Annotated in this window: 14 protein-coding genes and 1 tRNA gene; 7 read left to right on the top strand and 8 right to left on the bottom strand. The window is 62.2% G+C overall.

Annotation, left to right across the window (positions count from 1 at the left end):
• Positions 1 to 258: 258 nt before the first annotated feature.
• The 7 genes from WHZ77_RS17370 to WHZ77_RS17340 all read right to left on the bottom strand — a co-directional run bounded on the left by WHZ77_RS17370 (position 259) and on the right by WHZ77_RS17340 (position 5,308).
• Entirely contained in the window at positions 259 to 510 is a 252-nt protein-coding gene (locus WHZ77_RS17370; protein WP_375309056.1) for a hypothetical protein, read from the bottom strand.
• A gap of 484 nt (positions 511 to 994) precedes the next feature.
• Entirely contained in the window at positions 995 to 2,002 is a 1,008-nt protein-coding gene (locus WHZ77_RS17365; protein WP_375309055.1) for an AAA family ATPase, read from the bottom strand.
• Complete coding sequence (locus WHZ77_RS17360; protein ID WP_375309054.1) at positions 1,999 to 2,238, bottom strand: hypothetical protein; 240 nt, start codon at positions 2,236 to 2,238, stop codon at positions 1,999 to 2,001. The genes WHZ77_RS17365 and WHZ77_RS17360 overlap by 4 nt, the downstream gene beginning before the upstream one ends.
• Positions 2,239 to 2,583, bottom strand: a complete 345-nt coding sequence (locus tag WHZ77_RS17355) for a DUF1064 domain-containing protein (RefSeq protein ID WP_375309053.1) — start codon at positions 2,581 to 2,583, stop codon at positions 2,239 to 2,241.
• Positions 2,584 to 2,895: a hypothetical protein gene (locus WHZ77_RS17350; protein ID WP_375309052.1), complete on the bottom strand. Its 312-nt coding sequence runs from the start codon at positions 2,893 to 2,895 to the stop codon at positions 2,584 to 2,586.
• A gap of 689 nt (positions 2,896 to 3,584) precedes the next feature.
• On the bottom strand, positions 3,585 to 4,070 hold the full coding sequence (locus WHZ77_RS17345) for a hypothetical protein (protein WP_375309051.1): 486 nt from the start codon (positions 4,068 to 4,070) through the stop codon (positions 3,585 to 3,587).
• On the bottom strand, positions 4,067 to 5,308 hold the full coding sequence (locus WHZ77_RS17340; RefSeq protein ID WP_375309050.1) for a tyrosine-type recombinase/integrase: 1,242 nt from the start codon (positions 5,306 to 5,308) through the stop codon (positions 4,067 to 4,069). Before WHZ77_RS17340 ends, WHZ77_RS17345 begins: the two co-directional genes overlap by 4 nt.
• 137 nt (positions 5,309 to 5,445) lie before the next feature.
• On the opposite strand from WHZ77_RS17340, the gene WHZ77_RS17335 reads away from it, so the two are divergent.
• The 6 genes from WHZ77_RS17335 to WHZ77_RS17310 all read left to right on the top strand — a co-directional run bounded on the left by WHZ77_RS17335 (position 5,446) and on the right by WHZ77_RS17310 (position 12,391).
• Positions 5,446 to 5,526, top strand: a tRNA-Asn gene (locus tag WHZ77_RS17335).
• Between the two features lie 217 nt (positions 5,527 to 5,743).
• On the top strand, positions 5,744 to 5,923 hold the full coding sequence (locus WHZ77_RS17330) for a hypothetical protein (RefSeq protein ID WP_041748907.1): 180 nt from the start codon (positions 5,744 to 5,746) through the stop codon (positions 5,921 to 5,923).
• 138 nt (positions 5,924 to 6,061) lie between these two features.
• Positions 6,062 to 6,724 carry a protein-L-isoaspartate O-methyltransferase gene (locus tag WHZ77_RS17325; protein WP_375309049.1) on the top strand — a complete coding sequence of 221 codons (663 nt, stop codon included), beginning with the start codon at positions 6,062 to 6,064 and terminating at the stop codon, positions 6,722 to 6,724.
• Positions 6,725 to 6,929: 205 nt separating this feature from the next.
• A complete protein-coding gene (locus tag WHZ77_RS17320) occupies positions 6,930 to 8,315 on the top strand; it encodes a TolC family outer membrane protein (RefSeq protein ID WP_375309048.1) in 1,386 nt (461 codons plus the stop codon).
• A 304-nt stretch (positions 8,316 to 8,619) separates the two neighbouring features.
• A complete protein-coding gene (locus WHZ77_RS17315) occupies positions 8,620 to 9,387 on the top strand; it encodes a PopZ family protein (protein WP_375309047.1) in 768 nt (255 codons plus the stop codon).
• Positions 9,388 to 9,514: 127 nt separating this feature from the next.
• Positions 9,515 to 12,391, top strand: coding sequence for a valine--tRNA ligase (locus tag WHZ77_RS17310; protein ID WP_375309046.1), 2,877 nt, complete (start codon positions 9,515 to 9,517; stop codon positions 12,389 to 12,391).
• An 89-nt stretch (positions 12,392 to 12,480) separates the two neighbouring features.
• On the opposite strand, the gene WHZ77_RS17305 is transcribed toward WHZ77_RS17310, so the two are convergent.
• Positions 12,481 to 13,083: a DNA-3-methyladenine glycosylase gene (locus tag WHZ77_RS17305; protein ID WP_375309045.1), complete on the bottom strand. Its 603-nt coding sequence runs from the start codon at positions 13,081 to 13,083 to the stop codon at positions 12,481 to 12,483.
• A 130-nt stretch (positions 13,084 to 13,213) separates the two neighbouring features.
• Between WHZ77_RS17305 and lipA the strand changes: the two genes are divergently transcribed.
• On the top strand, positions 13,214 to 14,170 hold the full coding sequence (gene lipA / locus WHZ77_RS17300) for a lipoyl synthase (RefSeq protein ID WP_143845138.1): 957 nt from the start codon (positions 13,214 to 13,216) through the stop codon (positions 14,168 to 14,170).
• Positions 14,171 to 14,172 lie beyond the last annotated feature (2 nt).

The following is a 14,172-nucleotide window of genomic DNA, read 5'->3' as shown; positions in this document are numbered from 1 at the left end:
GCTCGGCTGGGTTGTTAGGATTGGTGGATAACTCTATCGCCCGCCCTGCTGACTGCTCGGACATCAAACCGCACAGGCTTCTTCCAAATCGCAACCCTCTTGGCCTCCGCTATGGCCTCATCTTCACCGCTCGCTTTGATCGGGAGCTCTTCGCATACGAGGCCGTTCGGCTTAGTCACATCGCGGAAGTAGCAATCCATCATGAAATGAGACATTTCGAGCCGCCCTTGTGACCCTGGGAAATTTACGGGTGGTGTTTCATAGCGAAGTCGTCTCCGGCCGGATCATGCAAACCCGCGGGCCCGGGGCTTCCCGCAGCAGCTCAAGGCGCTTCAGACACTCTTCCTTGGCAAACTCAAACCGCATGCCGTCTTGCCAGCCTTCATCGGGGTGCCGGCCATACTTCAGTCGATACTCGATTCCTTTCACCACCGGCGGGAAGATATTCTGTCCGGGCTGCTGAGCGATGACGGCAGCCGGAAGCAGGGCCACCAATGAAATCCACCGCATTTGAACCTCCGATTTGTGCACTCGCGTGTGCATCCAAAAAACCTTGGCGTAACCTTTTGATATAGCTCAAGTAGCATCCGATAATTTATCAAGTGCTCTGAAAACGACGCCTCCGGGACGATCTCGACGGATGCGCTGAGCCATTCGGCGAGCAGCACGAACGATCGCCTTCCGATGCTTGTGAAGCGGCTTCCCCTCTAATCGAGGATAGCACCAGGCTGCCAGATCTGCCGTCGTCAGCTCGGTATCTGGCAAAGCCATGAATGCGCGCCAGACACGGCGCTGAATTCTACCGGCACCGCGCAAGGGGACAACTGGAACCGCTGAGCCGCTTCCGCCGGCCGCTATTGGGGTCCTATTTCCGCTCTTCACCATTTCTCAATCCCTTCAAAACCCATACCCCCCTAACGCCCGTAACGGGGGTAACAGGTGTAACGGCCGTAACGCGCGTAACGGGCTGATGGTCAATCATGTGTTGCCTCCGTTACGCGTTACGCTCGTTACTGGGGTACACAGGATCAACCCAGTAACGGCCTTGGATCTTGTAAACTTCTCCCGCTTTGGCCATTCGGAAGAGGATTTGACGCACTTTGTTGCTGGTTTCGCCGGTGGCAGAGGCTATTTCGGCCGGCGTCATGGGCTGGCCGTTACACCTGATCGCGTCGAGCGTAACGTTACGCGTAACGCTCCGCCTAACGGCTGCGGCCTCTCCGAGGATCGACCAAGCTCCACCATTGAAGACGACAGCGGTCTCTTTTTCCTCCACATCGCGGCCGCGGACGTAGAGCGTGCGGCCGTTCTGGTCCTGATCGAGGACGACGGTGGTGTCGGCGCAGGCTGACAGACCGTTGGAGCCTGAAAGGGCTTCTAGCGGGTCATCGGCGCCGCCTTTCTTGGTGTGGTGCAGACCGAGCACGCAAACACCGTGCTTCGTTGCCCAGACCTGCAAGGGCGCCCAGATCGAATAGTCACTTTCATAGGCATTCTGGTTTTTGTTGCCGGGCGGCTTGATCCGCTGAAGCACGTCGATCACGACCAAGAGGGGATCTTGCACCGAGAGGCGCCAGTGCTCGAGCCGGTCAATAAAGCCGTTGTTAAGAGCCGGTGCTTCGGTCACAAACTCGAGGCGCGATAGGTCCGGCACCCCGTCATAAGGGAAGAGAGCCTTAATTCGCGATTGGACCCGGCGGGGGCCGTTCTCCAGGTCGACGTAAAGCACGTCCCCTTGGTCGCAAACGATCGAGCCCAGGCCCACTCCACCCGAACAGACGGCCAGCCCGAAGTCGAGCGCTAGCCAAGTCTTTCCGAGCTTCTGCCTGCCGGCGAGCACCGTAAATCCACCATAGAGATAGCCGGGTACGACAGCCTTAAGGGCAGGGAAGTCCATTGCCATGAGGTCGTTCGCATTTGTGCGCTTGAACCCAGGCCCTGCCTTGTCTCTTGCGATCGCAACCCGGTCCAATGCCGGATTACTCATTGCAGCAACGTTCATGCGCGGAGACCCTCCGCCATGACCTTCTGAATGCGGTCCTGCCCGTACTCGAACGTGAGCTGATTATAGATTGCGATCTCCTGGAGGAGGTCTGCAGCCTCGGTCTTTCCAATCAGTCCGAGGCCTATCAGCTCGCCGACGTCCTGTGCCGTCTCGGCGAAGGCGTAGAACTTCGCGTTGGCGACGATCATGGTGTATTTGGTTTGAAGAGGGGACCATTCTTTGATGTCACGCATCTAGAACGCCTCCGCTTCCCAGCCGCCGCCATGCTTTTTGGCGCGCTGCTTCATTGCGATAAAGCGGAATGGATACATTGCCGCGGCGATCTTGATTTTCGCTCTGGCGTCGTCTTTCCAGAAGCCCTTCACCTCGTGGAGCTCGAGCACCATGTCAGCGGCGAGCACCGCAAAGTCGGACGTGTAGAAGGTATTATCGGCTAGACGGAGCTTGATGGCCTCGAACCTGTGCCAAACAACCAGGCCTGCTTGATACTGCGCCTGCAGATGCAGGTCGTAGGCCGCCTCGGTTTTGTTCATCTCACCGGTTTTAAGCCGGCCCAGCGCGAGAAATGCCTTGTTCATTTAAAGCACCTCCGGCGTTGAGATTCGGTCGAGCGCCGCACCGATCGGAGACGACGCAATGCCGAATTTGTCCCGTTTCAAAGCGTGAGTGATGGTGCGAAGCGGGACGCCGTGCTGCAAGGCAAGACTGGCCAGGATCGCAGCATCGCTCATCAACACATCCAGCATCGAATTAGACCGGTCGGCGTTCAGAAATACCTCTCCGACCTCACCGGTTTTGTAGAAGCCAACCGTCATGGTGATGTGGATGCCGTCCCGGTCAAACTCCTGGGTTTCGTTCAGCCGAGAATTGGGGAGCTTTTCGCGGCTCATGCTGCCCCCTTGGGATTAGAGGGCACCAAGGACGCCAAAAACTCGGCCGTCCTGCTTGACTCGATCAGGCGTGCAGCTTCACGGAATTGCCGGGCAAGTTCTTCCTGCTCTCCGCGTGCATAGTGCGCGAGGCTATGATCGCGGATGCAATCGATTTGCTGTTTGAGTGCTTCTAGGTGCATTACCGTGCCTCCCCATGGAGGAGGGGGGCCACGATTGAGGCCATAGCAAAACTGATCGCGCACCGCCGGGTTAGGTGGCAGGCTTGCAGTTCGAGGAGGGACGATTTAGATTCCGGGTTGTTCGTGCTGGTCGCCTGAACAGAATCCCGAAGGTCGGTCGCTGTCCCCACAGCGCCGGCCTTCTTCATTTTCCGGCACATCAGGCAGCGGCCTCCGTCTCGGAGGTCGACTGGCGAACGCCTTGAGCAATGAACGCCTCGATGTCTTCGTCGCGGTAACAGATCTTCCCACCGATGCGGACGAACCGCGGACCCTTTCCCTGGATGCGCCAATTCGACAACGTGCCTTCAGCCACGCAAAGGCGTTTGGCTGCTGCCTTGCAGTCAATAAGTATTGCCATCTTTCACCCATCGGGTTGGCCGGTGTTACCGGCACGCTTCGGATGGGTGCGAATATGAGTGCGTCGTTTTGCGTTGAGAATCGAATAGCCCGGACGCTATTCGGACGCTAATTCAAGCGAGCCTCTTCGATCTTCTTAATCAGCCGCCGGATGCGACGGACGATAGTTCCGACGTCCTTATCCGTCTTTACGTTTTTCCACCCTCCATACGCGCCTTGACCTATGGCGGTGTTCACCAAGATTTCCACCGAATTTCGTCCGGTTGCTGGCTGCTTCAGGTACTGCATGGCGATGTGCAGATCGCCTGCGGGAACTCTTTCCGTTGGGCGTCTGCCGACTTTGCGTTTGACGTTAGCAAGCTGTGCTTCCAACGCCGCAATCTCGGCCAGTTTTGCCTCCTTGAGCTTCGCCGCGCGTGCTTCGTTGGGCTTCACCCAGAGCGAGCCGATATGGAAATAGCATTGGTCGCTCAAATCAGCGGCCTGGTTTCTCAGTTCCTGGAGGCGCCTCGCCGGGAGAGCCGAGTTTTCAAGCGCACCGCGGAGCCGTTGGATTGCAATAGACAGTTCGAACAGACTCTCATGCTCGCTCATGCGCGCGCACCGATCTGGACCACATTGTCCGCCGGCGGGTTGAGGATGATTGAGAGGAGCCCCGCGAGCTTCTCAAGCGCGTCTCGCTTTTCGGCGGCGTAGCTATAACGGTCATAGACGCGGCGGACGCCCATCAGCTTGTGACCAAGCACCATTTCCGCAATGTCGCTGGTTACGCCGGCGCGAGACATGAGGCTGCGCGCGGTGCGGCGTAGATCGTGCAAGCGCCATTCTGCCATCGGTTTCAGACCGTCCGCCTTTCGCTGCTTGGCGATCACAGCGTCGAGCTGGTTCTTGGCCTTGCTGTAGCCGCTGAATGGCCTTGCGCCCTCGGTGGTCGAAAATACGTAACCGGACTTCCGATCGCTCATCCATTGACGAGCGGAGGCGGTGAGAGGCACGGCATTGAGTTCGCCCGTCTTGTAGCGCTCACCCGGAATGATGAAAGTGTCCCCGTCGACTTCCTGCGCCTGCATGAGGCCGATTTCGTCGCGGCGCTGCGCCGTCAGCAGCAACACGCGGACCAGATTGCGGAAGGGCTCGGGGCCGGCCTCGGTGCTGTCCAGCGCTTTCCACAGGCTGCGGATTTCATCGTCCGCGAGAATGCGATCGCGAGCGCGCTCGGCCGGCTTGGTGCGGGCCATCCCCTTGACGATGGGGGAGGTGAACTCGTCATCCCGCGCCATCTGCCAATTAAAGGCCTTGCGAACGTAAGCAAGGACACGATCAGCCGTGACGGCCAACTCGCCATCCTTGCCCTCGATCGCGTCCAGCATCTCCACGATGTCGCGACGCTTCAGGTCATAGATCGATTTGCTGCCGATCTTGGGGCGAACGTAGTCGTCGAGGCATTGCTTGACCGTGGCTGCGCTCCGCAGGCCCTCAACGTGCCGTTTGACGAATTGGTCAAGCACTGCGTCGACCGTGTTCTTAGCGGCCTGCTTCGCCTGGAGGGACTTCTCTCGCTCAGCCAGTTTAGCGGCGCCAGGATCCTTGCCACCTGCAACCTGTCCTTGGAGAACCTTGGCCTGGGCCCGGGCTGTGTCGGCCGTGGTGCCGCTCTGGCCGTGAACGCCTAGGGCCAGCCACCATTGTTTGCCGTTCTTTCGATACCGAAAGCCGTAGGAGACTTTCCCGCTCGGAAGCTTGCGGGCCACGAACCCGTCAATCTTGGTGTCGACCAGCAAGGCGCCGGCGGGCAGGGCATCCACTGTGGTCTTGCTGATCAACTGTTTCACGTTGAGACCTCCGAATTCCGTGCACACGACCATGCACACACACCGGAGTGATTTCAAGTGGAGTTGAGTGGTTTGTGGTAGATAGCGATTAAGGCCTTTATTGCAGTGTTTCTACGGCGTTTTGCGATAAAACAGAGTCAGCTCAACCGCTTAGGTGGGGCCGATTCCTCCGACTGTTAATCGGATGGTCGCTGGTTCGAATCCAGCCCGGGGAGCCAAATTCAACAATAAATTGAATGACTTGACGCTGCGTCCTGATGTGACGCGCAATGCGGTTCGGGCGATCTCTCAGGACGATCCGCGCTCGAATCCTCCGCAGAATCGTGTTCAAGCAGATGTGTGCGGCAGCGCCACCGCGGTCATTGGGGCGGCGCCAAATCGACTTAATTCGAATCGAGCTTTGCGGGGGGCCGGACCCTTACGGAGCTGATTCCCATGCCAGACATCCAGATCGACCGCGCCCACCTCGCTCCCTCGATTCTGCCGGCCGACCTTCCCGAGCTCAGCGACGATGAATGCATCGCCTGTCTGGCGCGCGCGGTCGAGACGCCCGATTCGGCGCGCCTGGACGAGGTCGCGGCTCTGATCGGCCGCCTCGCGGTGACAATCGAATAGTCCAGCGCCCCCTCTGATGCGGTAGTTGCGGAAGCGTTGGCTGGCAGGGCCAACGGCCATGTTGCGTTTTGGCCGGGCATGTTCCAAAGATGCCGCCAACTTTCTTCCGCGGCGTCGTCCGCATTTCAGGGTCCGCAAATGTCCGGTTTCTCGACCGCGCGCCTCAAAATGGTCGATGGCCAGGTGCGCACCAGTGACGTCACTGATCGCAATGTTCTCGATGCCATGCTTACGGTTCCGCGCGAAGTGTTCGTGCCGGAGTCCAGACAGGCATTGGCCTATCTCGACCTCGATCTCGATGTGAGCGAAGGTGCCGCCAAGCGCTTCCTGATCAAGCCGCAGCTGACCGGCAAGCTGCTTCAGGCCGCCGAAATCGGCGAGGCGGACAACGTGCTGGTGGTCGGTTGCGCCACGGGCTATCTCGCCGCACTGACGGCCAAGCTCGCCCGCCAGGTCACTGCGACCGAATCCGATTCGACCCTGGCCGCCAAAGCCGGGGATGCCTGTGCCTCCCTTGGGCTTGCCAACGTCACCTGCAAGGCCGCTTCTTGTGCCGAGGGCGATCCCTCCGCTGGTCCCTATGACGTGATCATTCTCAATGGGGCCGTCGAGGTGACGCCGGAAGGGCTGCTCGGGCAACTCAAGGACGGCGGCCGTCTGGTGGGGGTGTCTGCCGAATCCAGGCCGCCACGGGCCATGATCGTGACCCATACCCACGGCGAATTCGGCCATCGGGCGCTGTTCGATGCCGCGGCTCCGGTCCTTCCCGGGCTCGAACGGGCCGCAGCCTTCGTCTTCTGACGGCCGATGCCTGTTAAAATCCCGTTCTGAATCAGAAGTGTGGCCGGGATGCTGCACGTGAAGAGTTTCCACTGGGAACTCCCTTGAGGTAGTTCCGTCGCGCCCATCCGCGTCCTATGTTGCGGCGGGGCCACGACTCCACTCGGTTGACGATAACCTAGCTCGCGGGCACGAGCCGGGCGTTAGAATGAACGGAATTTTTGGGATGCATGGGGTGAAGCTCTTCACCGGAGCCGCGGTTTCGGTCCTGCTGCTGGCGATGGCCGGGTCGGCGCCTGCCTTGGCGGACACGATCGAGGCCGCGCTGGTGCGTGCCTATCAGAACAATCCGCAGCTCAACGCGCAACGCGCCCAGGTGCGCTCGACTGACGAAAACGTGCCTCAGGCTTTGTCGGGCTACCGCCCCAAGGTCAATGTGACCCTCGGCACCGGGTATCAATATCAAGATACCCAAGCGGCGCAGAAGGGCACTCCGTTCTATGGTGTCCCCCAGTCCAACAGCGCCAGCTTGACCGTCAACCAGACGCTCTACAACGGCAATCAGACCGCCAACAAGACGCGCGCGGCGGAGAGCCAGGTCTCCGGGTCCCGCGAGGCGCTGCGTGTGCTCGAGCAGACGGTCCTGCTGCAGGCTGCCACGAGCTACATGGACTATTTGCGCGATGCGGCAACTCTCGAAGTTCAGCGCAGCAACGTGCGCGTGCTCGAACAGACACTCAAGCAAACGCGCGATCGCTTCAACGTCGGCGAGGTCACACGCACAGACGTGGCACAATCCGAAGCGCAACTGGCCGCCGGCAGGACCCAAGCGCTGACCGCCGAATCGAACCTCACGACGACGCGCGCGAACTTCCGCCGCATCATCGGCAATGAGCCGACGAACCTTGCCCCGGGCTCCCCGGTCGATCGTTTCCTGCCCAACACGATCGCATCCGCGGTCAATCTTAGCCTGGTGGAGAATCCCAACGTCACGGCTTCGATGTACGGCATCGACGTCAACTATCTCCAGGTCAAGATCAACGAAGGCGCGCTGCTGCCCACGGTCACCGTCCAGGCTGCCGTCAGCACGGCTTATCAGCAGACCCTGTCGGTTTTCCGAACGAATACGGCGTCCGCGATAGCGACAGCCTCCATTCCGATCTTCCAGGGCGGCGCAGAATATGCGCTCATCCGCCAATCGAAAGAGAATCTGGCGCAGCAGCGCCTCAATCTTGAAACCACTCGCGATCAAACCCGTGCCAATGTCGTGCAGGCCTGGGGCCAGTTGGAAGCCGGCAAGGCGCAGGTGAAGTCCGCGCAGGCGCAGGTCACGGCGTCCGAGATCGCGCTCAACGGCGTGCGCGAGGAAGCCAAGGCCGGTCAGCGCACCACACTCGACGTGCTCAACGCGCAGCAGGCGCTGGTGAACGCGCGCGTTGCGCTCGTCACGGCCCAGCATGACCGCGTGGTGGCGTCCTATTCGGTGCTCAACGCGGTCGGTCGTCTGGCGCCGCAGGTGCTCGGTCTCAACACCACGGTCTACGATCCCAGCGTGCACTACCAGCAGGTCCGCGACAGCTGGACGGGCGTGCGTACGCCCGACGGACGCTAAAGTCCCGTAGTTATCCGGTCGGCCTCGCAAAGAGCCGAAGCCGACCGGTGCTTTGCTTGCAATCATCAAAATCCCTGACATAGCCTTGCCAAGAAGATGCGGGTCGATTCGCCCTGCACCTGATGTCGCGTGCGTAAAGCTTGAGTACCGGGGGCAGGGAGCGCCGCCGCACGTTGAGCCGTGAACTGGGGACAAGTGGGGTTGCCGCGACGAAAATGTCGGGGCGTCCGTCCGGAACCGGCCAATCCTGTCGTGCTTGGTGTAAAATAACGCATGCGAGGGCGTTGATCATGTGGAGTCGGAGATGACGCAGCCTGCAAAGGTCACAGAACCCTCGATGGAGGAGATTCTGGCCTCGATCCGGCGCATCATTGCCGACGATGAGGCCAAGCCGCCGCCGGCGGAGGCCGCCAAGCCCGCACCAGCTCCCGCCGCGCCGGCACCGAAGCCGCAGGCGATGAACGACATTCCGCCCTCCAAGGTTGCCGCCGCCAAGCCTGCCGCTGAAAAGCCCGCGCCGCCGCCGGCCGCAAAGCCGGCTCCTGCGCCGCCTCCGCCACCCGCACCGGCGGCGGATGCTTCCAACAACCAGGATGATATCGACGCGCTGCTCGCCGGGCTCGATGTGGCGACGCCGGCGCCCGAGGTCCGCACGCCGGAGCCGGAGCCGGAGCCCGACGTGCTCGAACTGACCGATGAAATGGCGATGGACCCGACGCCGGCTCCGCCGCCGCCGAGCTTCCGCAGGGTCGAGCCGCGCGACGACCTGGAATTCGCCGAATCGCCGCCGCCGCGTCCGACGCCGCCACCCTCCTATGCGCCGGTGGACTTCGATGCACCGCCGCTGCCGCCGCAGCAGCCGATGCTCGCGCATTCGACCGTCTCCGCGGTCGAATCCGCCTTCAACTCCCTGGCCCACACGGTGCTCAGCAGCAATGCGCGGACCTTGGAGGATCTGGTCAAGGAGATGCTGCGTCCGATGCTCAAATCCTGGCTCGACGACAATTTGCCGGGCCTTGTTGAACGCATCGTGAAGGCCGAAATCGAGCGAGTCTCGCGCGGCGGCAGGTAGGGGAGGCCGCAGAGCCCTCATAAAGCCCCGCTTGCAGGTCATCGTCGGACTCCCGACCGGGCCGGGAAGCCTCGTTGCCGCTGAGCTTTCCGTTGACTTGGCCCCCGCACGCGGCTTTCTAGCGCCCATGATCGAGAAAAATTACCAGCCCGCCGATATCGAAGCCCGCATGTCCGTTGTGTGGGAGGACAGCCTTGCCTTCAAAGCCGGCCGCCCCGACCGCCGCGACGCGGTGCCCTTTACCATCGTGATCCCGCCACCGAACGTGACGGGCTCGTTGCACATGGGGCACGCCCTCAACAACACGCTGCAGGACATTCTGTGCCGGTTCGAGCGGATGCGCGGCCGCGACGTGCTGTGGCAGCCCGGGACCGACCATGCCGGCATCGCCACCCAGATGGTGGTCGAGCGGCAGCTGATGGAGCGTCAGCAGCCCGGTCGCCGCGAAATGGGCCGCGAGAAGTTTCTGGAGCGGGTCTGGCAGTGGAAGGCCGAGAGCGGCGACACCATCATCAACCAGCTCAAGCGGCTCGGTGCCTCCTGTGACTGGTCGCGCGAGCGCTTCACCATGGACGAGGGCCTGTCCAAGGCCGTCATCAAGGTGTTCGTCGAGCTGCATCGCGACGGACTGATCTACAAGGACAAGCGGCTGGTGAACTGGGACACCAAGCTGTTGACCGCGATCTCCGATCTCGAAGTGCAGCAGACCGAGGTGAAGGGCCACCTCTGGTATCTGCGCTATCCGATCGAGGGCAAGACCTTCAACCCCGAGGATCCCACGAGCTTCATCGTCGTCGCCACGACGCGCCCCGAGACCATGCTCGGCGATACCGGCGTTGCCGTGCATCCCGAGGATGAGCGCTATCGAGAGCTGGTCGGCAAGAACATCGTCCTGCCGCTGGTCGGCCGCAAGGTCCAGATCGTCGCCGACGACTATTCCGATCCGGAGAAGGGCTCGGGCGCGGTCAAGGTGACGCCGGCGCACGACTTCAACGACTTCGAAGTCGGCAATCGCCACGGCCTGCGCCGCATCAGCGTGCTCGACAGGGAAGGCTGTCTCGATCTCCTCGACAACGAGGACTATCTGCGCGACCTGCCGGAAGGTGCCTCGCAATTCGCCGAGGAGTTTCACAAGGTCGATCGCTTCGTTGCGCGCAAGCGCATCGTCGAGCGCCTTGAGTCGTTCGGCTTCGTCGAGCGGATCGAGCCGCACACCCACATGGTGCCGCACGGCGACCGCTCGGGCAGCGTGATCGAGCCCTACCTGACCGACCAGTGGTACGTCGACGCCAAGACGCTGGCCAAGCCAGCGATCGCGGCGGTGCGTTCGGGCGAGACCTCGTTCGTGCCGAAGAACTGGGAAAAGACCTATTTCGAGTGGATGGAGAACATCCAGCCCTGGTGCATCTCGCGCCAGCTCTGGTGGGGCCACCAGATCCCGGCCTGGTACGGTCCTGACGGCAAGGTGTTTGTCGCCGAGACCGAGGAAGAGGCCGTCAGCCACGCGCTCGGCTATTACGTCGAGCAGGAGGTCATCACGGTCGAGCAGGGCCGTGAGATGGCGCTCGACCGCAACAAGCGTGAAGGCTTCATCACGCGTGATGAAGACGTGCTCGACACCTGGTTTTCCTCGGCGCTGTGGCCGTTCTCGACACTCGGCTGGCCCGCAGATGCGCCCGAGGTGCAGCGTTATTACCCGACCAATGCGCTGGTGACGGGCTTCGACATCATCTTCTTCTGGGTCGCCCGCATGATGATGATGGGCCTGCACTTCATGAAGGAGGTGCCGTTCTCGACGATTTATATCCACGCCCTCGTCCGCGACGAGAAGGGCGCCAAGATGTCGAAGTCGAAAGGCAACGTCATCGACCCGCTCAGTCTGATCGACGAATATGGTGCGGACGCGCTGCGCTTCACGCTGGCCGCGATGGCGGCGCAGGGACGCGACATCAAGCTCGCCACCAGCCGCGTCGAGGGTTACCGCAACTTCGCGACAAAACTCTGGAACGCGTCCCGCTTCGCGGAGATGAACCACTGCGCCGTGCCCGAGGGTTTCGAGCCGGCGAAGGCGAAGGAGACGCTGAACCGCTGGATCGCGCATGAGAGCGCGCACACCACGCGTGAGGTGACCGAGGCGATCGAGGCCTATCGCTTCAACGATGCGGCCGGCGCGATCTATCGCTTCGTCTGGAACGTCTATTGCGACTGGTATGTCGAGCTCGCAAAACCCGTGCTGCTCGGCCCGGACAGCCCCGCCAAGGACGAGACCCGCGCCATGGTGGCGTGGGCACGGGACGAGATCCTGAAGCTGCTGCACCCCTTCATGCCCTTCATCACCGAAGAACTGTGGGAGGTGACGGCAAAGCGCGAGGGCCTGCTGGCTCTGGCAGAATGGCCGCTGAAGCCTGCCGAGCCGACGCCGGAGCAACTCGCGATGCTTGCCGCGGCAGCCGGTCCGACCGATCCGCTGATCTCGCCGGCGTTGATCATGCCGATCTTCGACCATGCCGACTTCACCGATCCCAAGGCTGAAGCCGAAATCGGCTGGGTGATCGACCTCGTCACGCAGATCCGCTCGGTGCGCGCCGAGATGAACATCCCGCCGGCAACATTGACGGCGCTGGTGCTCTCTGGCGCCTCGGCTGAGACGAAGGAACGCGCGCCGCGCTGGACCGACGTCATCAAGCGCATGGCGCGGTTGTCGGAGATTTCCTTCGCCGACCGCGCGCCCGACGGCGCCGTTCAACTGCTCGTCCGCGGCGAGGTGGCAGCGTTGCCGCTGAAGGGCGTGATCGACGTTGCGGCCGAACGGACGCGCCTCGACAAGGAGATCGGCAAGGCCGACGCCGACATCAAGCGCGCCGAGTCCAAGCTGGCGAACGAGAAATTCGTCGCCAACGCGGCCGAAGAGGTCGTCGAGGAGGAGCGCGAAAAGCGCGAGGCGGCGCTGGCCCGCAAGGCCAAGCTGCTCGAGGCGCTGGAGCGGTTGAAGCAGGCGTCGTAGCCTCATCGTCATTCCGGGATGGTCCGAAGGACCAGACCCGGAATCTTGAAATTCCGGGCTCGATGCTGCGCATCGCCCCGGAATGACTATCAGCGGGGAAACGGCTTGCTCAGAAACTTCGAGCCCTTGACGCCATAGCGCCAGGGCAGCTCGACGGCCTTGGTGATGCCGATCCGGATGCCGGCCACGACCTCCAGGTCCCCCGTCCGCGCATGTAGCGCGATCGGCCGCCGGTCCAGCGGCAGGGCGTTGTGGGCGATCGTGATGCCCAGCGCCTCCGTCAGCTTGCCCGGGCCCGAGCACAGCGCGTGCACATCGACCGCGTTGCGGCGGCGGCGCATCGCGGCGATCCCATGGGTCGGCTCCAGCGCGCGGATCAGCACGGCGGCGGCCGAGCCTTCCTCCTCGCAGACGAAGTTCACGCACCAGTGGATGCCGTAGGAGCGGTAGACATAGGCAAAGCCGGGCGGGCCGAACATGATCTGGTTCCGCGGCGTCGGGCCGTTGTAGGAGTGCGCCGCAGGCTCGGTATGATGATAGGCTTCGACCTCGACGATGATCCCGCCAACGCCGTCGACCAGCATGGTCGTGCCGATCAGATCGGGCGCAACCTCGTGGACGCTGCGGTCGAAAAAGCCGCGCTTGAGCCGCTTGCCGAGCCGTGGTGTGGAAGTCTTCGAGGCTGGAGCCATTCGAGGTGAGAATCGCCTGAGAACAGAGCAGGATATTGCCCATATCTGCCATGTTCCCTGAAGCGGCGCGAGCCGGGTTGCGGCAGGCAAGCAGACCGATTAGGTAGGACCTGAACAGACCGGACAGCCCATGGTCGTTATTGTCGACACTATCTCGAACCCGTTGCGCCCGCGTCACCCCGAAAAGGTGAACCGCCCCGATTCCGCTTCGCCGCCGAAGCCGGACTGGATCCGCGTGCGCGCGCCTAACACCCGCGGCTATGCCGACACCCGCAACATCGTGCGCGCGAATGGTCTGCACACGGTGTGCGAGGAGGCGGGCTGCCCGAACATCGGCGAGTGCTGGGACAAGAAGCACGCGACCTTCATGATCATGGGTGACACCTGCACCCGTGCCTGCGCCTTCTGCAACGTCAAGACCGGCCTGCCCAATGCACTGGATGCAGCCGAGCCGCAGAACGTCGCCGAGGCCGTCGCCAAGCTGGGCCTCGCCCACGTGGTCATCACCTCGGTCGACCGCGATGATCTCGCCGATGGCGGCGCCGAGCACTTTGCGCAGACCATCCGCGCCATCCGCGCCGCGTGTCCCTCGACCACGATCGAGATTCTGACGCCGGACTTCCTGCGCAAGGAGGGGGCGCTCGAGGTCGTCGTCGCGGCGAGGCCCGACGTCTTCAACCACAATCTCGAGACCGTGCCCTCGTGTTATCTCACGGTGCGGCCGGGCGCGCGCTACTTCCATTCGATCCGGCTGCTGCAGCGGGTCAAGGAGCTCGATCCCACCATCTTCACCAAGTCCGGCATCATGGTCGGCCTCGGCGAGGAGCGCCACGAGGTGCAGCAGGTGATGGACGATTTGCGTTCGGCCGACGTCGATTTCCTCACCATCGGGCAATATCTGCAGCCGACCCGCAAACATCACGCCGTGATGCGCTACGTGCCGCCGGACGAATTTTCGTCCTACGAGAAGATCGCCTACACCAAGGGCTTCCTGATGGTGTCGGCGAGCCCGCTCACCCGCTCGTCGCATCATGCCGGCGAGGACTTTGCGAGACTCAAGGCCGCTCGGGCAGCTAACGCCCGCTGAAC

Origin of the sequence: Bradyrhizobium sp. A5, assembly GCF_042076515.1 — a bacterium.
GTDB lineage: Bacteria > Pseudomonadota > Alphaproteobacteria > Rhizobiales > Xanthobacteraceae > Bradyrhizobium > Bradyrhizobium cosmicum.
Note: the sequence above shows the minus strand (reverse complement) of the source record. Positions and strands in the feature narration are given on the sequence as shown.